This is a genomic window from Bacillus sp. DJP31 (assembly GCF_049310945.1).
GTDB lineage: Bacteria > Bacillota > Bacilli > Bacillales > SA4 > Bacillus_BS.
In genome coordinates, this window is record NZ_JBMERO010000002.1 from 188,981 (window position 1) to 214,258 (window position 25,278).

General features: G+C 36.8%; 22 protein-coding genes. 3 read left to right on the forward strand and 19 right to left on the reverse strand.

The window, feature by feature from the left end; all coding sequences use genetic code 11:
* Nucleotides 1-105: 105 nt before the first annotated feature.
* The 16 genes from mreD to ACOI1C_RS03475 form a co-directional block, all read right to left on the reverse strand.
* Nucleotides 106-624, reverse strand: coding sequence for a rod shape-determining protein MreD (gene mreD / locus ACOI1C_RS03400; protein WP_422507994.1), 519 nt, complete (start codon nt 622-624; stop codon nt 106-108).
* Nucleotides 621-1,499 carry a rod shape-determining protein MreC gene (mreC, locus tag ACOI1C_RS03405; RefSeq protein WP_422507996.1) on the reverse strand — a complete coding sequence of 293 codons (879 nt, stop codon included), beginning with the start codon at nt 1,497-1,499 and terminating at the stop codon, nt 621-623. Before mreC ends, mreD begins: the two co-directional genes overlap by 4 nt.
* A 73-nt stretch (nt 1,500-1,572) precedes the next feature.
* Nucleotides 1,573-2,598, reverse strand: a complete 1,026-nt coding sequence (locus ACOI1C_RS03410) for a rod shape-determining protein (protein WP_422507997.1) — start codon at nt 2,596-2,598, stop codon at nt 1,573-1,575.
* A gap of 161 nt (nt 2,599-2,759) precedes the next feature.
* Entirely contained in the window at nt 2,760-3,449 is a 690-nt protein-coding gene (radC, locus tag ACOI1C_RS03415; protein ID WP_422507999.1) for a RadC family protein, read from the reverse strand.
* An 18-nt stretch (nt 3,450-3,467) separates the two neighbouring features.
* Nucleotides 3,468-4,034: a Maf family protein gene (locus ACOI1C_RS03420; RefSeq protein ID WP_422508001.1), complete on the reverse strand. Its 567-nt coding sequence runs from the start codon at nt 4,032-4,034 to the stop codon at nt 3,468-3,470.
* Between the two features lie 213 nt (nt 4,035-4,247).
* A complete protein-coding gene (locus ACOI1C_RS03425; protein ID WP_422508003.1) occupies nt 4,248-5,366 on the reverse strand; it encodes a hypothetical protein in 1,119 nt (372 codons plus the stop codon).
* Between the two features lie 120 nt (nt 5,367-5,486).
* Nucleotides 5,487-6,335: a hypothetical protein gene (locus ACOI1C_RS03430; RefSeq protein WP_422508005.1), complete on the reverse strand. Its 849-nt coding sequence runs from the start codon at nt 6,333-6,335 to the stop codon at nt 5,487-5,489.
* Nucleotides 6,332-6,946 (reverse strand): hypothetical protein, encoded by a 615-nt coding sequence (locus tag ACOI1C_RS03435; protein WP_422508006.1) that lies wholly within the window; start codon nt 6,944-6,946, stop codon nt 6,332-6,334. Before ACOI1C_RS03435 ends, ACOI1C_RS03430 begins: the two co-directional genes overlap by 4 nt.
* Nucleotides 6,947-6,948: 2 nt before the next feature.
* Nucleotides 6,949-7,926 carry a type IV pilus biogenesis protein PilM gene (gene pilM, locus ACOI1C_RS03440; RefSeq protein ID WP_422508008.1) on the reverse strand — a complete coding sequence of 326 codons (978 nt, stop codon included), beginning with the start codon at nt 7,924-7,926 and terminating at the stop codon, nt 6,949-6,951.
* A 12-nt stretch (nt 7,927-7,938) separates the two neighbouring features.
* Entirely contained in the window at nt 7,939-8,712 is a 774-nt protein-coding gene (locus ACOI1C_RS03445) for a prepilin peptidase (RefSeq protein ID WP_422508010.1), read from the reverse strand.
* Between the two features lie 54 nt (nt 8,713-8,766).
* Nucleotides 8,767-9,168, reverse strand: a complete 402-nt coding sequence (locus ACOI1C_RS03450; RefSeq protein ID WP_422508012.1) for a type II secretion system protein — start codon at nt 9,166-9,168, stop codon at nt 8,767-8,769.
* 107 nt (nt 9,169-9,275) lie between these two features.
* Nucleotides 9,276-10,481 carry a type II secretion system F family protein gene (locus ACOI1C_RS03455; protein ID WP_422508014.1) on the reverse strand — a complete coding sequence of 402 codons (1,206 nt, stop codon included), beginning with the start codon at nt 10,479-10,481 and terminating at the stop codon, nt 9,276-9,278.
* Nucleotides 10,474-11,520, reverse strand: a complete 1,047-nt coding sequence (locus ACOI1C_RS03460; protein ID WP_422508016.1) for a type IV pilus twitching motility protein PilT — start codon at nt 11,518-11,520, stop codon at nt 10,474-10,476. The genes ACOI1C_RS03455 and ACOI1C_RS03460 overlap by 8 nt, the downstream gene beginning before the upstream one ends.
* A gap of 9 nt (nt 11,521-11,529) precedes the next feature.
* Complete coding sequence (locus ACOI1C_RS03465; RefSeq protein WP_422508018.1) at nt 11,530-13,191, reverse strand: GspE/PulE family protein; 1,662 nt, start codon at nt 13,189-13,191, stop codon at nt 11,530-11,532.
* Nucleotides 13,192-13,213: 22 nt separating this feature from the next.
* Nucleotides 13,214-14,542 (reverse strand): hypothetical protein, encoded by a 1,329-nt coding sequence (locus ACOI1C_RS03470; protein ID WP_422508020.1) that lies wholly within the window; start codon nt 14,540-14,542, stop codon nt 13,214-13,216.
* A gap of 59 nt (nt 14,543-14,601) precedes the next feature.
* A complete protein-coding gene (locus tag ACOI1C_RS03475) occupies nt 14,602-15,342 on the reverse strand; it encodes a hypothetical protein (protein WP_422508022.1) in 741 nt (246 codons plus the stop codon).
* Between the two features lie 115 nt (nt 15,343-15,457).
* On the opposite strand from ACOI1C_RS03475, the gene ACOI1C_RS03480 reads away from it, so the two are divergent.
* The 3 genes from ACOI1C_RS03480 to ACOI1C_RS03490 are packed head-to-tail and all read left to right on the forward strand — an operon-like array spanning nt 15,458 to nt 18,376.
* Nucleotides 15,458-16,033 (forward strand): type IV pilus modification PilV family protein, encoded by a 576-nt coding sequence (locus tag ACOI1C_RS03480; RefSeq protein ID WP_422508024.1) that lies wholly within the window; start codon nt 15,458-15,460, stop codon nt 16,031-16,033.
* Nucleotides 16,020-16,667, forward strand: a complete 648-nt coding sequence (locus tag ACOI1C_RS03485; RefSeq protein ID WP_422508026.1) for a PilW family protein — start codon at nt 16,020-16,022, stop codon at nt 16,665-16,667. The genes ACOI1C_RS03480 and ACOI1C_RS03485 overlap by 14 nt, the downstream gene beginning before the upstream one ends.
* 11 nt (nt 16,668-16,678) lie before the next feature.
* The gene (locus tag ACOI1C_RS03490) at nt 16,679-18,376 is read left to right on the forward strand and encodes a hypothetical protein (protein WP_422508028.1); all 1,698 of its coding nucleotides are present in this window, start codon (nt 16,679-16,681) and stop codon (nt 18,374-18,376) included.
* Between the two features lie 31 nt (nt 18,377-18,407).
* Here ACOI1C_RS03490 and ACOI1C_RS03495 read toward each other — a convergent pair whose 3' ends face one another.
* The 3 genes from ACOI1C_RS03495 to ACOI1C_RS03505 form a co-directional block, all read right to left on the reverse strand.
* Nucleotides 18,408-19,283 carry an ankyrin repeat domain-containing protein gene (locus ACOI1C_RS03495; RefSeq protein ID WP_422508030.1) on the reverse strand — a complete coding sequence of 292 codons (876 nt, stop codon included), beginning with the start codon at nt 19,281-19,283 and terminating at the stop codon, nt 18,408-18,410.
* A gap of 63 nt (nt 19,284-19,346) precedes the next feature.
* Nucleotides 19,347-23,318, reverse strand: coding sequence for a DUF5057 domain-containing protein (locus ACOI1C_RS03500; protein ID WP_422508032.1), 3,972 nt, complete (start codon nt 23,316-23,318; stop codon nt 19,347-19,349).
* A 177-nt stretch (nt 23,319-23,495) separates the two neighbouring features.
* Nucleotides 23,496-25,211, reverse strand: a complete 1,716-nt coding sequence (locus tag ACOI1C_RS03505; RefSeq protein WP_422508034.1) for a sensor domain-containing diguanylate cyclase — start codon at nt 25,209-25,211, stop codon at nt 23,496-23,498.
* Nucleotides 25,212-25,278 lie beyond the last annotated feature (67 nt).

Sequence of the window (25,278 nt, forward strand, 5' to 3'; positions counted from 1 at the left end):
TTACAAAAAAATCTTCTAATAAAGTCATATATAAATGAGCCTCTAAAATGCTTATGTATTTTTCAAGTCCAAAAAAACTTGGCATCTGCCAAGTTTTATTGTACATCACTCATCCTTATTTGTATCAAGTATTAAGAAAAAATGTTTTCTAAGTGGAATAAAGAATAAAATAACAAACGCTAAATTCAAAATCAATGTCGGAAGTAAGCGAATGGTTAGAAAATACTCCACCGGTATGGATGTTGCCTTTATAAGTAGTTGGATACCGTAAACAAAGAAGTCCAAGATAGAGATGGTGAATAAACTGACAATTGTTACGGTTAGCGTATTGATGTGCAGAACTCGCATAATACTAGCAACGATATAAGCTAAAAGCGTGAATGAAAACGTATAGACACCGATTAAATTTGTATACATTAAGTCATATAATAATCCGAGCACGAATCCGTAGGTCATCCCCGTCGACACCCTCGTAAACATGGTAATGATGACAATCATGACCATTACAAACCTCGGGACCATAATTCTCTCTACCCCAAAAAATTCTGACGGGAGAATTTGAACAAAAACACTTTCAAAGATAAAGCAAATAATCGCTAAAAAAGGTAAAAGCCACTTTCTCACTCCTCTTCCACCTCTTCGTCCTCAATAACATCTGCCTCACTCATCATCGTCCGGTCCACAATAATAACATGATCAATATCGTAAAAGTCAGCTGATGGTTTTACATAAGCCGTCTTTGTTAAACCATATTCATCTGGAGCCACTTCAATGACCTCTCCTATGATTAATCCTTCAGGAAATACTCCTCCCGAGCCAGATGAGATAACCATATCTTTTTCTTGAACATCAGCGTCATAGGGTATTTTCTTAAATATAAGGGCCTCTCTCGTTTCATCATATCCTTCAATAATTCCAAACGTTTTGTCTTTCCCTTGGATGATTGCTGCAATTCGGTTCGTTCGATCTGGAGCACTAAGTAGCTGAATAGTCGAACTAAAAGGTGAGACATACTGAACCTTTCCAACAAGCCCTTCTGATGTAATAACCGGCATATCAGCTTCTACTCCGTGATTACTTCCTCTGTTAAGTGTCAAAATTTCATGCCATCTATCAGGATTTCTAGCGATGACAGTCGCTTGAATGGCGTTATAGTCCCGAATACTTTCTGTTTTATCTAGCAAAGCCCGAAGTTTTTTATTTTCATCGTCTAATGTTCTAACATTTACGGACATCTCTACATACTCTTCTAATTTTGCTTTTAACTCGGTGTTTTCTTTATATGTATTTCGTAAGCTGTTCACATTTTGGAAAAAGACCTTTAACTCGTTTGCAGGATAATGGAATATGCTTACTACTCCGCCAACTGAATCTTTAATGAACTGTTCAGGCCAAGTCAGCTTCTCACGGTCGTTAATAGAAAAACCAATCAATGCCACTAGAATGATGATACTGACAAGAAGAATAATAAGACGTTTGTTTAAGAAAAACTGTGGCATGATCTCCACCCTCTTTATAACTTATATATATTCGGCAAGAAAGACCTAAGAAAAACTTCCTTAGGTCAATTAATTAATATCTACGGTTTGAGTATTTCGCTTTGTTTTTAAATATATCAATATTATCAAGTGATTTACCAGTCCCAATAGCGACACAATCTAACGGGTTCTCAGCAACAAGTACTGGCATACTCGTTTCTTCACTAATGACCTTATCGAGATTTCTTAGCAGTGCGCCTCCACCTGTTAAAACAATGCCGCGGTCCATGATGTCTGCTGCAAGTTCTGGTGGTGTTCTTTCAAGTGTAACCTTGACTGCTTCTACAATGGCAGATACAGTGTCCTTTAAAGCTTCTGCTACTTCTTTAGCTGATATGGCAATGGTCTTTGGTAATCCTGTTAGTAAGTCACGGCCACGGATATCCATGTCGTCTATACCTTCAGGAATTCCCGCTGAACCGGCTTCAACCTTTAGCATTTCAGCCGTACGTTCACCAATCAATAGATTGTAATTCTTCTTAATATATTGCATAATCGCTTCGTCCATTTCATCTCCTGCAATGCGAATGGATTGACTTGTGACAATTCCGCCTAGAGAAATGATCGCAACCTCAGTCGTTCCCCCACCGATATCTACAACCATACTACCAGTTGGCTCCCAAACGGGAAGATTTGCTCCTATGGCCGCTGCAAAAGGTTCTTCAATCGTAAATGCGTCTCTTGCACCTGCTTGCTTTGTTGATTCGATTACCGCACGTTCTTCAACTTCTGTGATACCAGAAGGAACACAAACCATGACATAAGGCTTTCCTGAGAAAAGGCTCTTGTTTTTTAAAGCTTGTCGGATGTAGTATCTAATCATTATAGTCGTCGTTTCATAATCTGCAATAACGCCATCCTTCATCGGACGAGTTGCTATTACGTTCCCAGGTGTACGACCAATCATGTTTTTGGCATCATTACCGACTGCTACGATTTGTTTTGTATTTGTTTGAAGTGCTACTACAGATGGCTCTCGAACCACGATCCCTTTTCCTTTTACAAAAACCAGGGTATTAGCTGTTCCTAAATCTATACCTAAATCTCTTGTACCAAGCATGTATGTATCTTCCTTTCTAACCGTGTGATGTTGTAATGGCACGTGACATGCTCATCTATAATTCAAGTTATGTTAGATTTTTATTTATCATTCAGAAGTTGATTAGATAGAAAAAAACTCATAACTCTTATTATATAGGATATGACTTGAAAAGCATAGTTTTACACATAGCCCTTTTCTTTTAAGCTAACAAATTTCTGATCACCGATAATTAAATGATCTAAAAGCTCAATACCTATAATTTTTCCGCATTCTGTGAGTCTCTTCGTCACTTCGATATCTTCCTTACTCGGAGTTGGATCTCCGCTTGGATGATTGTGAATGCATATTATGGAGGCTGCTGAGCGTCTAAATGCTTCCTTAAATACTTCTCTCGGATGAACGATGGAGGCGTTTAAACTACCGATAAAGACCGTTTGACGATGGAGAACTTGATTCTTGGTATTTAAATAGAGACAAACAAAATGCTCCTGTGATAGAAAACGCATATCCTCCATCACATATTTAGCCCCATCCTCAGGTGAACGAATTACATATCTCTCGTCATACTGAAGTCTACTAATTCTTCTACCTAGTTCAAGCGCTGCTATTATTTGGATAGCCTTTGTCTGGCCTATTCCTTTCATACCGGTAAGCTCTTCAATCGATGCATCTTTTAGTAAGCGTAATCCTTCGAATTGAGTTAGCATTCTATTCGCCAGTTGCAAAACAGACTCTTCTTTTGAGCCCGTCCTTAAAAGAATGGCTAAAAGTTCATGATTTGAAAGACTAACAGGTCCGTCATGTAACAATCGTTCTCTCGGTCTTTCATCCTGTGGAACATCCCTTATCATTAACGAAGTACCTTGCATAAAAAGTTCTTTACCCCCTTAAGGGAGAAACCCAAATTGCTTTAACTCCCTTAGTAATGTTGAAATTGGTAGACCCACAACAGAGAAATAATCTCCTTTAATTTCCTTAACAAACAATGACCCTAATCCTTGAATACCATAAGAACCTGCTTTATCAAAGGGTTCTCGGGTCTCGATATAGCGATGGATTTCCTCATCTGTAAGTTCCCAAAAGGTTACATCTGTTCCAACATAGAATGATGTTGCCTTAGCATCTTTGACAATTGAGACACCTGTCAATACAGAGTGAGTTACACCAGAGAGAAGCTTAAGCATCCGGAAAGCATCTTCTTCATTTTTTGGCTTTCCCAAAATAATTGAACCCAGTGTAACCATTGTGTCCGCACCGATCACATAAGAGGATGGGAATCGTTTGGCTACCTCCATTGCTTTTTGCTGAGCTAGTGAAAGAACATTTTCCACGGGTGTAGCGGATGGATCAACAATCTCTTCAATTGAGCTAGATGAAACTTCAAATGTAATTCCGAGGTTTGTAAGTAGTTCTTTTCGTCTTGGAGACGATGAGGCCAAAATGAGGTGTTGCATGTCATCACCTAACTTTACGTGGTTTTAAAAGGAAGATACAGATATATCGTACCAAACATTTTCAAAACCGACAATTTTCAAAACAAGCTATTTATTACCACATTTTAGTGTTTTCAAGCATCCTATTTTTTATGTCAAAAGCATGAAAAAAGGGAGAAACGCTATATAGTACGTTCCTCCCTTTGTTCTTATGCCCATACTTCGACAATTATTTTATTCTATTTTCTGCTCCAAAATCCATTTTTGATAGATTTGATAACTATTTAACAAGGATTGCTGTGTTGCCCAAAAGTCCTGACTAGATGAGGACGTTTTATACGCTTCCGCCAAGGTATAGGATTCTTTTACAGATTTCAGGAAAGAATCCACTGTCGAATTTGAATCCTTACTCTTTACTATTTCGTTTGTTTTACTTACTTCTTCCCATTTCATACTTTCTGGTAATGATCCATATAAATTGGACGTATATGAAACCAACTGATCGAACAATTGTCGCGCTTGAAGAATCGAAGTATCTCCATTTAATTCTGGCGTTGATAAGTTCTTTACAAATGCACCCTCGACATGTGCTTCATACGGTGTTCGGATGGCTTTGGCAGCTTGGTCTGATGCTCCAATTCCGAGGAACAAATAATACTTACCATCTTGGGTCACAACTTTACCAGCAAGACCTTTACTCTTAATTTCTTCAACAATAGGTGTCACGGCTGCTTCAGAAGAATACACTCCACCTTGCACAACAAAAACATTTAGAACCGGGACACTACCTAGTATTGGTTGTCGCTCCTGACCTTTAGTGTCTTCACCCCCACCATTTACCTCGGGAGTAGTAACGGCCTGGGCCGGTTGCTTCGGTTCAGTTACAGATTGCTCTTGAGTACCGGTGAACATCTGAAGAACCATCATGCCGAAGCTTGTGCCTATCACTAATGCCGAAATTATAGCTAAAAAGAGAGTTTTAATTGGAAATGTTTCGTTTTTCCTTATCTTTTGTTTGCTCGGTACATAGATTGGGTCAAACATTGTATTTCTTTTCTTTCGTAGCTCATCCATCGTAACGATTGATTCAGCCCAATCATCTTTTGTATTCTGGCTTTGTTGTGGTAAGACCCAGTCGAATTCTCTTTCTTCATTAGCAGCAGCTATCTCATCCTTGGCTAAGCTAGGTTCATCATGAGCTGCTTTTTTTTCTTGATAGACATGTTCAGTTTGACGGCTAGTTGATGGGAAGACTTTGTCTTGAGGATTGACCTGTTCATGCTTGTCCGATGTCGTTTCATAAAACGACCGCTTGATTCCATTTATTTTTATAGAAACCTTAGGCTTGTCCATGTCACACCTCCTAATGTGTCGAAAATTTTTGGGAGAATACTTTTACCAACTGTAACATACGGACCAAAAAAAATAACAAGACATTTGTCGTCTTGTTAAGAAAGGTTTCGTCAAAATCTGCTACTCTGTTTTAAAAAGTTTCTCCTCAACCTTCACAGGAGTTGATGTAGAAGAAATAAAGGGATTTAACTTTTGACTTGGACTAGGTGTTTCTAAAGGAGGAAGCTGATCCTTCAAGTCCTCTAGGCTCGGAAAATAGAACGTAGAAATAATAACCGTATACTTTAGAGTATTTACTGTTTGATCAAGAGACGTAAGTTCTGGTTGACCAGCAAATGACAAGGATTCTACACGCACGATTCGAGTTAACCCTTCAATGGTATTTAAGAAGGATTTCATTTCAAAATAGGAAGGGGACTCCACACTTAAGGATACTTCAATTTTTTCAAGTCCAAGAGAGTTCAACGTTTCACCTTCTGCACGGTTTACTTCATTTTCTTGTGTGGTATCTGAGTCACTTGTAGTGGTAGTATCTTCCTTTTCCGTTTCAGCATTTGCTTCACTATCACCTGACAAGGCTTCTGCTCGTTCTTTTTCTCTTTGCTGAAATTGTTCCAGTGAATTTTCTTGTGAGACAGTACCTTCTGTAAAACTCATATTGGATATAAAGCTCTCGGATATGGTTTCGGCCATTTCTAAATCTAGCATGAGCTGCTCAACTAGAGGCACAACAGGTAGCTTTTCCTGGAGTGTTAACGTACTTTCCACTGCCTGATCCTGGTGACCCAATAGAGTCTCCTCTAAAAGTTTGACCTGCTGCTCTTCAACCTTTAAGGAAGAAGTTAAGACATTCATTTCATTTTTCCAATTGGAAGAAGATAAATAATAGCAACCAGCATAGATTAAAATAATTAAAACAACACTCACAATAAGAAGTTTAATTTGCTTAGAAGTAAATCGGAGGATCATTTTTTCCCCTCCTTTTGTTGATCTAATAATGCTTCCTGATTTATGGTAATATCGTATACGGCAACATAGCGTGGAATATAGGTTTCATTGGCTACCTTTTCTACTGTACTAATTTGCTCGTTTTCATTTAAAAGCTGATTCGTTAGTAGGCTTACTATTGTAACCTCTGTAAAGTTGCTAGAATCCTTCATTTCTTTCAAGTAGTATGCAGCTTGACGAAATGTGTCAAACTGAACAGTTACTTGTATATTTCCTTCTATGCCATAGTTAAAGTTTTGAATAGATCCTCGTTCAGGTAATAAAGCAGTAAGATGCTCTAGGATAGGAACTGACTTAACCGAGGTTGAATCCATCCAATCTACCGTATTTTGAAGCTGAACTATAGATTCAGAAGCTTTAAAGCTCGTAAGCTTTTGTTCATAGGTAACTCGTGTCAATTTAGTGGTCTGAATAGAGTTTTTTAGTGTAGCTATTTCTTGCTGTGCATCCTTCTGTTGTAGTAAAAATAGGGACACTACTAATAAAACGAAAAGGAGTGGAGCTACGATTACCACAATACTCGCAAAATTCCTTGCTTCTTTTTTAGGTAGTAAATTAATTTCTATTAACATATTTACACCTCTTTAAGGGCTAGTCCAATAGCTAACTCGAACCCATTTGTTAGGTTCATTCTAGTCGTCAACGGTAGCTCATGAATGGATAATGGCTTTACTGGAATATCGAACCGATCTTCGATTTCTTTAAAAACTTTCGTAATCATAGGATGATCCCCTGTAACGACCAATTTTGTAAGCTGCTGCTTACCTTGATTCAAAGAGAAACGGTAAAAGGTCATAACACGTTCAATTTCCTTGTAAATATCATTAAATTGAAGCATAAGCTCTTCCATTTCACCTTGATACATAAAACTACCATCTTCTCGGCTCCAAAGCTTACTCGGGCTGTCAATTAATACTTGTCTCATAAAAATGGGCTTGTAATCCTCAAAAATACTTAAGTTAACGGATTGATGATCGAATTGAATAAACAATAATCGCTCATCCTGTTTGACAAGATCCAAGTTGAAGTACAGTCGATATAGACTAAGCGGAGAGATGTCTGCTTCAACGGGCTTTAGCTTCACTTCTTGAAGTAGCTCTGTGTATTCAGAAATAATGGCTTCAGGTGAAGCAAATAGAAGAACCGACTTCTTATCGGTAGTCTGGCCAATGACTGAAAAATCAATAGCTGAGTTCTCGAACGGTAAGTGAATACTCGTACCTAACTCAAACTGAAGGAATCCCTTGATTTCATCATCCATTATATCTATTGGCACTTCCACCTTACGTATCACGACAAATGAATCCGGAACAATAAATCGGACTTTGCGGTTTTTCAGGCCCCATTCCTGAATACACTCTTCTAATATCATAACCAAAGTTGTACGGTCAATAATACGACCTTCTTTAATTAATCCATGGGGTAAATAACGCTCTCCATTCTTATGGATCACAAGGGGAGAGACTTGCTTCAATTCGACATACCGAATAACATGGTCTTTAATAATTATATTAACAGGTTTATTAACTCCAGATAGCAATGAAAAGACCATCTTACGTCCCCCTCACAAGTAAAATCCATTTGTAAAAAATCCAAGATACCATCCAATTATCTTTTCACCATAGAAATAAGTAAGTAATGAACCGCAAACAATGGAAGGACCAAAAGGAAAAGGTTGCTTTCGTTTTACCTTCCCTATGAGCAGTCCTATGGTTGCAACAAGCGTTCCAATAACCGTTGACAAGAAGAAAGCAACAAGAACAAGCTTCCAGCCTAGTACAATTCCAATGACCCCAAACAGCTTCATATCTCCCCCACCCATGCCACCTTTACTGACGACGATAATCGTCATGAGCAGAATAATCCCGACAGCAGCACCTAAGAAGGAATCCCACCACGGGGTTAAAGGGGATAAGCTAAGCCGTTCTACTAATAAAAGCACAGCAAATATAGCCAAGACTTTATCTGGTATAATCATATATTTTATATCCGATACAAAGATAATCATTAATAAAGAAATAAACGTCCATGCAATAAAAAGTTCTAACCTCCAGCCTACTACGAATGAGGCTGCCACAAACAAAAGACCACTAGTGAGCTCAATTGAAGGGTATATGGGAGAAATACGTAGTTGACAGGTTCGACACTTACCACGTTGAAGTAAATAGGAGACAACGGGGATTAATTGTAGGGGAGTTAACGTTTGATGGCAATTCGGACAGGCTGATCGTGGTCTAACGATTGATTCGTTGTTTGGAACCCTAAGGCCGACTACATTGAAGAATGAACCGAGAACGAGTCCGATGATGAATATGTAGGAATAGAGGAAAAAAATCATATGTATCATCCTTTATAGGAAAGCCCCCGGTTAGGTGGGGGCTAGTATTAATTGTTATTTTCTGCCTACGATCAATTCTGCTTCTGTAACTGAAGTGTCGTTATCAGAGTTGAGAACAAGAGCTGCTGATTTATGTTTAATAAGAGTAAAAACTCCTTCAGCACTAACTGTAACTGAATAACCTTTTTCCTTTGCATCTACATTTTGAACAAAACCTTCAAGTTCTTTTGAAGTAAATGAAATGGACTCTGGTGAAGAAGCATATGCAATCTTTGCACCATTAATAATTTGAATTCCTTCTGCAATTTTTGCATCATCACGAGTATTATTAATAATATTTCCAATAGCAGGTACTGCAATAGCAGCAATAATTCCTAGAATAACAACAACTGCTAGTAATTCAATTAGCGTTAAACCTTTTTGACTTTTCCACACTTTACGTAATGAACGAAACATGATCTTTTCTCTCCTTTAGTATTTCTAAATTTTTTAAAGATTTTATAGGTATATAGCCCTTATTATACAGCAACAATTTGTAAAAAGAACTCATTTTTTGTAAAATTTTAATTTATTTTGTTAAATATGTCGAACATTGGCACAATGATTGCTGTCACGATTGTTCCTACAATACTGGCAAGTACAACGATCATAATGGGCTCAATGAGGGACTTGAGTCGATCTGTGGAGCTTTCGACTTCTTTTTCATAAAAATCAGCTATTTTGCCTAGCATTGCATCCAGTGATCCTGTCTCTTCGCCGATTGCAATCATTTGAGTGACAAGTGGAGGGAACGCCCAATGTTTTTTCATCGGTTCAGTTAAGGATACTCCTCGCTCAAGTGAATCCTTTGATTCGTTAATAACCCTTGCAATCACTTCGTTTTCTACCACATCCTCTACAATCGACAATGCTTGTAGAATCGGAACAGAGCTTGTAAATAAGGAGCTTAATGTTCTCGTCATCCTAGCAATGGCTGCCTTTTGAAACATAGGACCAAATACTGGAATCTTAAGTTGCAGATAGTCTAGATAGTATCTACTGGATTTCTGCTGCTTCAATACTTGTAATGTGGCATAAGAAAGTATCCCAACAATGATTATTATCCACCAAAACTTTTGCATGAATTCACTTGCATCAAGGACAAGTCGTGTAATTAGTGGTAGTTCCGCATTAAAACCAGCAAACATACTGACAAACGTCGGTACAACCTGGACGAGTAGAAAGATGACAACAACAACAGCTATTATTCCTACTACCACCGGATAGGCAAGAGCGGATATTATTTTCTGCTTTGTATAATGCTGTTTTTCATAGTGCTCTGCTAGTCGCTCTAAAGTCTCGTCTAAGCTACCACTAGCTTCTCCCGCTCGAACCATATTAATAAACATCGGTGTAAATACTTTTTTATGTTTACTAGATGATTGCGAGAGTGCTTGACCTGACCGCAAATCTTCCTCTACATCCAGTAATACTCTTTTCAGTACTTTACTAGCGGATTGCTGACTCAATATCTTTGTCGCATCCACTACTGAAATACCTGCTTTTAAAAGGGTTGCAAACTGACGCAAATAAATAACGAAATGCTGGAGTTTTACAGGATTGCCTATTGTTAGCTCTCTTGTTAGTAACGTTTCCTTTACTTCTTGAATATCAAAGACACGAATGCCTTGCTCACGTAGCTTCATCATTGCTTCTCGTTTTGATGGACTCGTGACTAAACCATCTACCTTTCCAGAAGTAGCTCGACCTTGGTATTTAAATCTAGGCATTAGAATCATTCTCCTGTAAGTAATGCTGTGCGACTTCATTAGTGATGATACCTGCATTTAGGTATTCTTTTACCTTCATCTCTAATGTGTGCATACCTGCTGCTCGGCTCGTTTGCATAACGTTGATAATTTGATGGATTTTTTCATTTCTTATTAAATTGGCAACAGCCGAATTCTTAATTAGGATTTCTGTCGCAGCTACTCGTCCTAAACCACCTTTTTTGGGTAGTAAGCGCTGAGAAATGATCGCTACCAAAACAGAAGCTAACTGAACGCGAATTTGCGGCTGCTGATTCGCCGGAAATACATCTATGATCCGGTCAATGGTAGAAGGAGCACTTGAAGTATGAAGTGTTCCAAATACTAAGTGACCCGTTTCTGCTGCGGTAATTGCTGTATGGATGGTCTCAAGGTCTCTCATTTCTCCAACTAGAATCACATCTGGATCCTGTCTTAGTGAGGACCTTAACCCATTAGAAAAATTCATCGTGTCAAAGCCTATTTCCCTTTGGTCAATAATAGAGTTTCCATGTTTATGCAAATACTCAATTGGGTCCTCTAAGGTGATAATGTGCTTTCGTTCGGTTTGATTTAAATAATGAATCATGCTTGCAAGTGTTGTTGATTTCCCACTACCTGTTGGGCCAGTCACAAGAACGAGTCCTTGAGGCTTAACTGCTATCTTTTTGAGGATGTCTGGAAGAGCTAAATCATCTAATGTTGGAATAGTAGTCGGGACAATGCGAATGGCCATTGCAACACATGAACGTTGCCGATAGGCGTTCACTCGAAATCTTGAGACTCCAGGAATACCGTATGAGAAATCCAGTTCACCTTTATCAAGGAACGTATTCCAAGTGGCAGGAGGAATCATTTCTTTTGCCATTTGTTCTGTATCTTCTGGCTTTAGTAAGTCTTTTCCATACCTCTTCAAGTCTCCATTAATTCTCATAATAGGCTGAACTCCAACTGTTAAATGAATATCAGAGGCCTTCAATTCAAAAGAAGCTCGTAATAAATGTTCAATTCGTTCTCTCATTATATCCACCTACTCCGGTAAGACAACACGTAGTATTTCTTCTGTTGTCGTAAGTCCCTGTTTGACCTTAAGTAATCCATCATCCACTAAAAAGATGGTTTTATTTAGTATGGCAAGATCTCTTAGTGCAGTAAGCGATTCACCGTTCATGATGACTTTTCTCATCTCATCATTGATTACTAAAATTTCGTGAATGGCCATACGTCCTTTATAGCCAGTCATATTACAGGTTGGACAACCTTTACCTCGAACAATTTTTTCAATGGAAAGTCCACGCTTTTGGAAGATTTCTATTTCTCGTTTCGTCGGTAATTCTGGTTTACTGCAATCACGACATACCTTACGGACAAGACGCTGTGCTACTATTCCTGTTAAGGATGAAGCAACGAGGAAGGGTTCTACTCCCATATCCACTAATCTTGTAATGGTGCCGATCGAGTCATTTGTATGAAGAGTACTTAGCACCAAATGGCCCGTCAAGGAGGCACGAATGGCTACCTCTGCTGTCTCTTTATCACGAATCTCCCCAATCATGATAACATTTGGGTCCTGTCTTAAAATGGCACGAAGTCCTTTAGCAAAGGTCATGCCAACATTACTGTTGACTTGAATTTGATTGATTCCTTCAAGCTGATACTCTACTGGATCTTCAATTGTAACGATGTTGACCTCTTCAGAGTTTCGTTTATTTAGTGCTGCATAAAGAGTAGACGATTTACCAGACCCTGTAGGACCTGTTATGAGAACGATACCCGTCGGTTTTTCAATCATTTGTGAAAAGCGTTTTAGGTTTAATTTGTTAAAGCCTAATTTTTCAATATCGTTAAGGGCATTACTTAAATCTAGAATTCGCATGACCACTTTTTCACCGTAAACAGTTGGAAGTGTCGAGACACGCATATCAATAGGATGGAAGTCCAAATCAATTTTCATTCTTCCATCCTGAGGAATTCGGTGTTCTGTTATATTTAAATTTGACATTATTTTAATTCTCGCAAGTAGCACACTTTGCATATGCTTCGGTAATACTCTTTCGTTTCGAAGTACTCCGTCTACACGGTAACGAATAAGAACCTTTGTTTCTTGAGGATCAATATGAATATCACTAGCTTTTTGCTGAACAGCATTTTGAAGCACTTGATTGACAAGTCGAACAATTGGAGAGTCTTGATCTGTGATTTTTTCCTCTTCTGTGGCCTGTCCCATTGGGGAGTCAGTGAGGAGTTCATCTAAACTCTCATCCATTTCGTAATACTTTGTAATGGATCGTATAATATCATCCTTTGAGGAGATGACCGTTTCAATTTGAAAACCCGTTGATAAACGTAAATCATCAATTGCATAAAAATCCATTGGATCTGCCATGGCGACAAAGAGCTTGTCCCCTTCTTTTTTCAAAGGAATCATTAGCTGACGTTTGGCCACATCCTTTGGAACAAGATTAATCAACTTCTGATCAAACGGGTACCGATATAAGCTAACATGGGGAATTCCTAACTGAAACTCTAATACTTCAATAAGCTGTGTCTCTGTAAGATATCCTTGCTGTAATAGAGCATCCCCAAGCTTCTGTCCTTCACCTTTTTCACGAAGGGTTTGAATTAATTGTTCTTCAGTTATGAGCCCTGATTCAACTAACAAGTCCCCTAAACGTTTCCTCGTTTGTTTCATAAGATCCCCTTCTTTTCCTAAGTTACTTTTCTATAGGAACTTCATCTTCATCTTCATCTTCATCTTCATCTACGTCATCATCAGTATCATCTTCATTATTATCTTCCGTGCCATCTTTGTCTGTTTGGTCTGTTTGGTCTGAACCTTTTGTGCTTGAATCGTCGCCGTCACTTGTTGTAATAGAACTCGTTTTCCCGCTAGGTTCAATATTTGCCTTTAAGCTATGAAGTTCAATTTGATGGATAGGTGGATAGTAATCTTTGAAAAGCGTCTGTTTTTCAAGCAATTTACCTTCTTCTGTAAGCTTATGTCGGACGATCGTAGCAGAAAATCCTTGCTTTCCTTTTTCAACTACCCTTGTCTTCCCAATTGAAAGCAACGAATCATACTGAACAATTTTCTTCGGTTCGTGCACCTCAGAGTCCAGAACTTCAACTTTAAATGAATTCGATAGAGGCTTGCCGGTTAGCTTGGCATAAAGTCCGTTTGGTGTCGTCTCTAGGTGAAGTACATATTCCGTTACATTAGGATTATTGAAAACAAAATCATAGGACTCACCTATTTTTGCTTCATATCCAAGGTCACTATAAATAGGTAATTCTGTACTATGATGTCGTTCTAGAATTTCAAAATTAGTTGGAAGAATGCTCTTATAGAAAAGAGTCGCAATGATACTTGCTACATCATTTGGAATAGTCCGGTCATTCATATATTCCTTAAGTGAGAATTGACTAGAAGCAGGAATCTTAATTGTCGAAAACAGATCTGCGTAGGAATTAAAATCAAAATCACTTGGGAAATTCGTAACCGTGGCTTCCGTTATAATCGTACTCACCAAAAGTGAATCAGTAGAAAGATATTCTTGCAAAGTAATGTTTTGATCATCTTGCAAAAGAAAGGAAGCATTTGTCTGAATATCCGTTAAAACTTTTTCGATATTGACATCATCATTTGTTAGAGGATAAACGAAATCTAAAATTTCCTTTTCTAATTCAGAATCTGATACTGAAACGATTAGTGAGTTTTTTGTTCCTTCCTTCACTTCCAGAAGGGTCCTGTCAATAAAGAACGTGAAGATTTCAGTACTGACATTGAGTGTTTTTCCGTTGTATGAAAGTTGCATAGGATTAAGCTCTTTCCATGACTTTACTGCCGATGTAATTTCTTTTATTGCTTGATCTTCAGACAAGCCAGAGATATCGACAGGACCTACAAACGTTCTTGACTCATACGATGATGAATGGTTGGTAACATTTTGATACACAATAGCACCTATTTGTGAAAAAGAGAATAAAAACAAAGTACTAAGAATAATGCCACTGAATAATTTTACAAAATTTGAGGTAGCCACTTGTTTCCTCCTATAATAGCTAAATAAAAAATAATAGATGATTTCAACTAGCTAGTTGATCATTTTTTTTCTATAAAGTTTAGTTCTTCAATTTCTAACTCTTCCTTATTTTCTTCTAGATTGGGGTCAAATTCACTTAATTCCTTGTTATCTTGATATAGTTCCTTATAGAGCTCCAATTCATCCAAATCAATGTCCGTGGTTGTTTCTTTCGGAGAAGATGCAGCTGCTGGATCTGTCCAGATTTCTTGATCTAGTGATAGCTCGGGAATGGTATCTTCTCCAATAAGATGTGATGGTTGTTCCTCGCTCACTTGAGAATCTGAATCTTCTATTCTAGCTAATAGGAAGTCATCCTCCAATTGATCATCGTAAATCAGTTCTACCAGTTCTTCCTTATTTTCCAAAGTGTCACCTTTATAGGTAGTGTCTGCTTCATTAAACGTCCCTTGATCTTCCGTTTTTACATCAGGTAAGACGAGACTTTCTTCCTCATTCACTGTTAATTCATTACTAGCTACTGTATGATTCGTTATAGAGCTTGCTTGGCTTTCTCTTTCACTCAATTTTTCTCCACTATTTTTATCTACAAGGTAACCAATCAGCGTTGACAATACAAGTAACAAAAGTACTGTTTGCCAAGTTGGCAGTAAGTTCGCAGCCAGTAATCCGAAAACGGATAGGAGTATAGAAGTCAATAGGATGGTTACTTTTCCTGAACGGTTAAATGGGTTTGGCACAAACCATAGAAGGAATCCTAGTAAAACAGCTGCAATCATAAAGAAAATGAACAATATCATTTTGGCACCTCTTCTAATCAATTAAATCCATAAAAATTTTCTGTTACTATTTTACTATTTCTAATAATTAATATTGTATAATAAATTGAAGGAAATTGAAAGAAGGTGTCGAAATTTGATTCATTTTATTAATAAAAAAGAAAAAGGATTTACATTACTTGAAGTGCTTGTCTCCATAACCATATTAAGTGTTGTGATGATAACGTTACTAGCCTTCTTTACACAATCCTATTCTTATACGAATTTAAACAAAGATAAAACAGTTGCACTTAACATTGCAAGAGGTGCCGTTACTTATATAGAAAAACAAAATTTCCAATATATGAAGAAGTATTTAGATGACCAACTCTTACAAAGTCCCATTTCAGAGGACATTAAAGGGAAGTTTGTTAGCTTAAACGGGGATTCATGTGTTGAAACGATTGAAATAGTAAAAAACGGCAGTACCTACTCCTTTGATCTGTTTCAAGAAGAGACAAGCTGTTCACTTGTACTTATCCCAGAAATAAATGGTAGGGTCTACAACACTGAAGACTATTTTCTCACTGTGAAACTCCGTCCAACACCTTTATTACCTTCTGGACTAAAGGATCCACTTACACAGTATTTGCTTCACTTTGATGTAGAAGTTAACTGGGGTAATTCAAATCCTATCATTATTGAAGGAGTGATTTCAGATGAGTCACTTTAAGAAAATTCATTCTGTATGGAAAAGTCAGAGAGGGATTTCGTTAGTTGAGTTATTGGTTGCATTGGCTATTTCCACTGTAATTATGACGAGCATTTATGGTGTCTATTCAATAGGTGTAAATGCCTATAAAATGATTGGTGTAGAAGGACATATTCGTGATGAAGCTGATTATGTTGTAACTAGAATAATGAATTCCATTTATGAATTGTCACCCGATACGATAGAACCCTGTAAAAACGCTCTTGGAACCCAAATATCAAATTGTTATAATTTTATTAATGATAATCAATTGGTTGTTTCCCGAAGTAACAACCAATTAGTAGAACAAAAACAAAAGGGTCAAACTGACATTACCATAAATGAACTCAAGCTTGAAAATGGGCATGTACTCTTGAATAATGAAAATCTTAATGCCCTAAGTATTTCGATTACAGATGGTGAGGAATCGAATCTAACAGACAATTCATACATTTCTTTTACATGTACGAATTTAGAAACAGTCTTAGGGACAGGTGATAACCGGTGTATAAATGGAACGTTCGATATTCAATTAACGCTCGAAAATCTAGACTATGGTCCAACCAATCCATTACATGTGAAGCCGCTTACGTTAACAAGTAAGTTTGGCTATTAGGAGGAGAGATAATGTGTAATGAAGGCTGTTTAGTAAAGAGCCAAAATGAAAGAGGATCAAGTTTGCTACTTGTATTGCTAGTTAGTCTCGTTTTCATGGTTCTCGGATTATCTATAATATCTGCAAGTATTGGCGGCGCAAAACGAACAGAATTCAGAAATGCAGAAGTCATATCTACTCAAGATGCAATCAATACCATTGAACAGATAACAGCTGAATTCAAGGTAGAAATGCAAAATACATCGAAATATCCATTGGATGAAAAAGAGATCCTAACGAATTTCAATTCAACTCTTGAAACGTTTAGTAACTCGATTGAAAGAAAATATACAAACCCACAAATTGAAATTGAAAATTTAACAGAACCTGGTAAACCGTATTCTTATATTGATACAAAGAATCACTTTACGAGAGTATTAGAGCTAAAGGTAGATTTAGGCAACAAGGAAGTTCTGCAAAATCTAATTCTTTCGCCTACTCCCAGTTTCTTAGAATATGCGGTAGGTAGTACAGGAATAGAGCAAGACCAAGGTCTATACCTAAATGGATCTCCATTTATCAATGGCAATGTATACGCAAATGACATTTACTTACGAGACCAAGCTAATTATATAGATAGTTTTTCCTCCAAAACGGCAGATACACTGTTTCCAGCAGTAAAAGGGAATCTATATGTTCAGCGTTTTTGGAATTCAAAAAATATAGAAGAGTATACAGAGGAGCAAATTAGTCAATATTTTTATCAAAACGAGCTTCCTACTATTCGGTCCGAACAACAAAAAGAATTTCTAGATGTTAACTTTCGTAGATCCTTTGCTGACATATTGAATGATGTTATTAATGATCCAACTAGACCAGTCTCAGAGGATGATATTCCAACAATATCTGAACCAAATAGAGATCAAATGATTGCAAATACAATTCAAAACGATGTTTACGATGTTGAGCATGTTGCAACGACTCCAACTGAGCTTCAGACAAAGCTAACTTCAACAACGCAAAATTATCTTTTATATACGAATGGGACTGGACAGAGTAAAAGCTTGACCGTTACAGAGGATTTAACGATTCCAGATGGTACTTGGTTAATTGTTCATGGTGATCTCACAATATTCCCATTTGACACTTTAACCAATCCAATTAAGATTACAGGTAATATTCTTGTCACTGGAAATATTGTTATTGCAGGAAATGAAGAAAATTTAAATCAACCAGAGGATGATGTCGTTTCATTTGATTCAACGATCTATTCACTTGGAAAGGCTACGATCCTAAACACAAACATAGAGGGATATAATGATAAACAACTTGTCCTTCTATCACTTGGTAAAATGACGATAACGAGAATTAATGAATTTATGAAATTTGATGGTTCTGTTCAATCCATTGAACAAGTGAATTCGATTAAACCTCTAAAGGCATTCTTTTATACAGATGATGAAGCGGAGCTTTACGGAGTTGGATCGATGTTTTATATAAACGGTGGTCTTTTTGCAAGAGAAAAACTTGTAATAAACGCAACTCGCTGGAACACCATTCAAGGAGTAAACAAAACAATCACTATTCCTTTTACATCTGAACAATTAAAAAGACCCTCACGATTTAATGTGGTCTATGATAAAAATGTAATTATTGATCAGCTTGATGCACTGCCACGTGTAGATAGACTTCAAGTTATTCCAGATAACCTTTATATTGAACCCAAATAAAAAGACAAGTGAATGTTTTCACTTGTCTTTCTTATTGTAATAAAGAAATGATGGCTTCATCACTAAACGAATTCGCAATATCTATTGGGTACTTTCCTTCAATTGATGGAATATTTTGATCCGCACCGTGTGAAAGTAAAGTCTCAACATTCTCAACATGTCCATATTCAACTGCCCACATCAGGCCTGTTTTCCCTGACTGATCTTGATCATTTATTCGTGCCTTATTCTGTAACAACAAAGTAATCATGTTCTCATTATTAGACACCATAGCTGCAATCATTAATGGAGTTTGTTTTTCTTCCTCCATCACGTTAATTGCTGCTCCCTCTTCAATAAAAAGACGGGCTATTTCATCTTGATTCTGATAAAGTGCTTCCATTAATGGCGTCCAACCACTCTTATCAGCTTGATTAACATCCGCACCTGCACTTATTAACTTCGTTATGGATGAAGTATCCCCAGAACTCACAGCAGCATGCAAGGCTGTCCATCCAAGTAGATTCCCTTTTCTTACATCGGCTCCTTTTTCAAGCAAGGTATCAATCAATTCTTCACTACCAACATAGGAAGCCTCCATTAATAACGTATTGCCATCAAAGATAATCTCTTCTAGATCTGCTTCATGCATAATGAACAAGAATGCCATATCAATATTTTTGCTTTTGATACTGTACGTTAATAACGAAAATCCCTCTTCCATCAGAACATTAGGGTTGGCTCCATTTTCTAAGTGAAGACGCACTTCTTCCACATTATTCTTAATGACCGCTTTCTTTAAGAGCAGCTCTACTTCTGCTTGTTTCGATGTGGAAAGTCTATCCTGTAAAATAAAGCCTGAAATAACAAGGCCAGTTATTATTATTGTTAGTACTGCTAATTGAATACCAGGTTTCCATTGTCTCATAGTAACCACCTTAGTTTAGCTTAAATAATTGAAGCCATAACATTTGTTATGGCTTCAACCCTATTACCAACGAACAGAATCATCACTTAATGGAGGATTTTCCTCGGTATATTCTTCGACCACTGTCACTTCACTTTGAGCTGTTTTTCCAGTGAATCTTTCTGTCACTGTTACGATGGTCTTCCCTAGGATGATCCCTTTTAAGCTCCCATCATTAGAGATTGTTGCGATCGTACTATTTGCTGATTGCCATGTGAAATCATAATCACTCGGTCTACCAGGTTCAACTGTTGGTATGAGCTGAACGGATTCTCCAACTAGTATATTGACTTTGGTTGGTAACTGAATACTTACAAGGTTTGCCTCTACAATTAGTGTAGCCTCAAAAAATACACTACGGTCTTCTTTATAGTAAACGGTTACCTTTGTTTCACCTTTAGCTTTCCCAGTTACCACTCCAGAAGAGCTTATTTCAGCAATTGCATTATTACTTATTGACCAATCTACAAGCGAATCTGAAAGATTAGAACTAAATTTCATTGACTCTCCTACTTGAAGGGTCATAGTTCCAGGTGATATTGTGAGATTTGGAATAACTCTAACCGTAACTTCAGCACTTTTATTTCCATCAGATGTTCTAACGGTAATAGTCGTCACACCAAGCTTTAATCCAGTAATATTCACAGATTTACCTGTTCCATTTACAGTCGCAATTGAAGAATCTGCTACACTCCAGCTAACATTTTGATTGGTCGCATTAAGCGGTTGGATACTCGCATTTATTTGTTTGCTTTCCCCTTGCTTAATTTTCATTACACTTGGGTTCACAGTAACTCCTTCAACTGGTACTGCTACCGTTACAACAATAGTATCTATTAAATTCGGATTTTTCGTCGCATCATATTCAATCGATTTTGCCGTTATGGTTGCTTTTCCTGCTTTCAATGGAGTAATACTTCCATTTTGTTCGACTTTAACAATTGTCGAATCACTTGAAGACCAAATTACACCTTGGTTGGCTTCTCTTGGTAAAACCTCAGCAGTTAGAAGTTTAGGTGAGTCGTTAAGGTTTAGGTTTAGGTCGGATTCTAAGATTTTGACAGACTTTACGGATGTCTCTGCCTCTAATGTTAGTGCGTCAAAATCAAAACTAGCATTTTCACCATTTGGTGTTTCAAACATAACCTTTGAGTTATTTAAAAGGTAAACCCCATCTTTAGTCGGTTTCACACTAATAGAGAATGATTGTGATGATTGTCCGGTAGGGTTACCATTTTGGTCATAGGTGAATGGTTGAACGGAACCTCTGACGGTTGTACCATTCGCATTAGTAGAAACAGTAAAGCCATTCGGTACATTGACTACCTCTATGTCCCTCGGGAATACTTCTGTAATCGTGATGTTTTTTAATGTTGGATTAGAAGTATAAGAATCTTTGTAGCCAATAATTTCAGCATCTGCCCGAGTGTTAGAACCTTTTCCTGAAATAGACTTGACAAGGACCTTAGCAAATATACTAATCTTATCTTTGCTATTTATTACAGGTATTATCAATTCCTTACCAATATAAGACTCTAAACTATCTTTCCAGCTACTAGTTTTATATCCAGTTACGAATTTTACACTATCACCTATATTATATTCAGGACCATTATATCCATTTTCAACCTCATGCTCAAATGTTTGAGCCGAATCTAGGTCCACAAACGATTTATTGCTCCCGCCAAAAGGTTCATCAGGTAGCGTAATGATTGAACCAACTTGGGCACTTGATGAATCAATTGCAAATGGATATAGTTTCTCCCCTGAAAATTCTCTAGGATCAAGTTTCTGAGCACCAACTGTATAATCTATCGATGTCGGTGTATCTGATAGTGTATCAAACTTTAGATAAGATGTATTATTTTCAGCGAACGAACGATTTGCATTAACTAATACTTGGTCACGCTTTAAGGAAACTTCAATTTCCTTTGTAACCTTTGCACCCGCCTGATCAATTGCCTCAATAACTACCGTGATTTTATCTCCTTGTAAAAGAGATTTATCAATCGATTCATGGATTGTACTTCCTGTATATGCCTCTTTATAGGAAATTGAACTTGGATTTTGTATTCCCTTAACATATACTTTTGTTTGCAATCCAAAGTCACTCAAGTCTAGATCTTCTAATTTATACACCACATCAAGATTTTTCGTTGGATTTGCAACGGCACCTGTTTCAGATGGTGTATAGGTTGTAATAAATGGTACATGATTTGAACCTAAAAAGGATTGATACATTAAGTTTACAAACAGTTTTTGCTCATCACCACTAAAGCTACTATTGGTATGCCCTGCACCTGAATATGTTAAAGGTCCGATTGAATACGCATAGTAATGATTATAGCTATCATTATCATCAAATCCTGCATTGTCTAAGTTATACCATGGCATAACCTCTTTATTATTCAAATCAAGAGCAAAATATTGAGCATGTGTACTAGAAGTTGAAATATCTCCGATTTTATATGGAAATTCAGTCCGTAGCCCCTGATTTACCTGTTTAGCATTTGTTACATCATATATCCCTGATCCACCACGACCTAAATTAGTTTCCATAAAGAATGCGCTTGGCTTTGAAGTGGGTGTATCAGTTTGAGCCTTGCTATTATTCACTATAGGTATAGTTTGTGCTGATCTTTCCATAAACAATTTAAACCAATTATTTGTATTTGAAAGTGTATTACCTCCATTTACACGATCTCGACGTAATGTATCATGAGTTAAGAACACACTTTGATTCGTATCCATGAACTTTTTCACTTCTAAGGTAGCAGCAGTACTTATATCTGTAGATCCATATTCGTCTTGAAAGCCAAAGATGAGCATATTGTATTTACCATTGATTGTTTTATACGTATTTTTATTAAAATTATCTAAGTCATCTATATTAATATTGATTTTCATGTCGGCCGTTTCAATAGTAGCACCAATTGTAGCACCAGAATTATTAACAATCTTAGATTTACCTACTATGATATCTGAGTTTAATACATGTCCTAAGTTACCTGCATTATTACTATCTCGTGTGATTTGTAAGACATTTACTTGTACCTTATCACCTCTAAAGCGAAATTCTCCTGTTTCAAAATCCTTTACATTTCGATTGGTCGTATCTGTTATTTCTAGTTTCCAAATACGGATACCCGAAAAACCCCTTGGAACCTTATATGTTAGGGTGTACTTATTGTCAACTTTTTGTAACTCGCTCAGTTTCTTTTCAACAATTAAATCTTTACTATCAAACCTACTATTATAGTCTGTATCAATATACAATTGGGCCACTGTGCTATTTTCTTGATTCGTATTTCCAACTAAAAAGGAAAAATTAATTTCATCACCAGCATTATAAACAAAGGATGAATTCTCATTCTCGTATTCAATTGGTCTCTCTAAAAGATTTATTTCAGGTCTATTATCAACCAATATCGGAAAATCACCATCTTTATAAATTTTTACATTTGAATAATTGTTTCGATAAGGCTCAAATGACGTTTTTAGCACACATCTATTTTCTGCCGGCAATGTAGTATTGGTGCAGGATTGCTCAAAAATGTTTTCGTGTAGCACAACAGGCTGCCCTTTTTGTATGAAGGATTGAATAATTTCATTTGCTTTTAATCTAGTGATGTCATTCATTTGGTTCGATGTTTGATAATGAGCTCTTCGGTCGTTTGCATTCGTTATTGTTAAAGTGGCCCCCCCTAACGGTGGATCTATAGTTGGTACAATTGATGAATACGATCCTTTATGAATATATATACCATCATACATTCCATCAAGCTGCTGTCTAGAAGCAACAAATGCCTTCATTTCCATTTTTGTGACTTTGACGTTACTTGGGAAACTAGGTAAAGACGTATTATTCTTATCAACAATAACTAACAATTGAAAGCCACTTGTACTTGCACTAGCATTTTGAAATTCGTTATTAGCAAAAAATGGTGAAACAATAAGTAGTATTGATATGAAGACCATAAGGGACTTTCGAATCACAATCAGCACCTCCAAGTGCGGAATCTATAAAAAAATTAGTCAAATTATCACATATTTACTGTAATTATACCAACAAATTGTGAAAATAGTATATAGAGAAGATTGTAAATTTCAACAAAATATCTAAAAAATATACAAAATAACTCATAACCTGTCAGTTATGAGTTTTTTCGAAATTTATTTCACATATTGAGCAACTTTATTTCTACCCTTTTGTTTCGCACCTGTATATAATGCACGGTCTGCATGTCGAATTAAGGTCATCGGATCATCTGCATCTTCAGGTGCAGAAGCCACACCAATACTAGCAGTTATATGGATAGTAAGACTCTTTTTCGATTCTATTAAATGGTTCTGAATGGTAAAAGGTTCTGTAGAAATGGCTAATCGAATGGATTCAGCTAATTGAAAGCTCGTAAATCTGTCTAGATCTGGCAATAGGATGGCAAACTCTTCCCCACCGTACCGAGCGACAGTTCCACGGTTCCCAACGTTCTCTACTAATCTTTCCGCTAACTGACAAAGTACTTCATTTCCAGCCTGGTGTCCGTACGTATCATTCACTGTTTTAAAATGGTCAATATCTAATAAGATGAGAGAAAGGCTTGTCCTAACTTTATAAAGAAGTAATTTCTCAAATTCATCTTCTAAATTCTTCTCAAAATATCGATAGTTGTAGAGCTTGGTTAACGCACAACGTTCACTGATAATTCTCGTTTCCTCATAATGCTTAGCATTTTCAACGGCTACTGCCAAGTAGTTTGTTAAAATATCGACAATCATTAAATGAAAACGCTCATAGGCTCTCTTTTGTTTAGAAGCTAAGGTTAAAACCCCAACGATTTGCTGATTTCTCTTGACAGGAACAGCGATAATGCTTTCCACATTATCCGGCAAGAATCCATGACTTAAATGTGTCCATTCTTTCTTTGTCTTATAAAGTAACGAAGTATTATTGTGAAGTACATGTCCACTAATTCCTTTATCCTGAAATATACCTAAGTTACTGACATCCTTTTTCTCACCATGTTCCATATAGCGTAGCACGATAAATTGATTGGTTGGTTTCACCTCAACTATGTAAGCATAATCAACCTGAAGCATATTCGTTAGTTTTGCTAAAAATAAAGTTAAAACCTCATCTACCTGTAAGCGCTCTGTTAACTGATGACCAATCTCACTAACATCCTGTAAGTATTTATTAATCTTTTGACTTGAATGAAATAAATTTAGGATGACGGCCAAACTAATAAATGGGACTCCAACAAAGAATATACCCAGCAAACCAATCTCGTTATAAAGTAAGTATAGGACGATTCCAACTGGTATGACGATCAGGCTAGTCAGCACTTCCCATATTAAATCCTTTGTGAAAAACCCGTTGGATCTTTGATAAACATATTTTTTAATAAAATAGATAACTATATGATTCAAAATGAAGGATGTTACTATATAACCGATGATTGGAATAAATGTTTGAACAGAATTTAATTCAATGATTCCTGTCTTACCACCAAGTATAAAATAGACAAACGCACTAACGAGAGAAATAAATGTAAACATAAGTGAGTTCATCGGAAATCTAAAAAACTCTCCCTTACCTACACGTAATTTCACTAGAAGCACGATGAGAACTAGCTGCATGAGGGCAAATTCAACAAATAACCCAAAGGCTAGAAATACGGCTAAAGACACACCATCGGTAAAGAAAATCGGTGTTTCATTTACTATAATTGGGAGTGATGAAACAATGCACATCAATACGAACAATGTAAAGATATCCATTCCATGTCCAGCAATAGAGGGGGGATATTGTTGAAAAATGAGCCAACTAGAAACGGGAAATAGAAGTAACCATGCTACCCATATGCCATGCTTTATATTGAGACTCATCTTTTATCCCCCTCCTTATTTGTATAAATGTTAACTTATTGTAAACTCTTGTCTTATTTTATCAAAT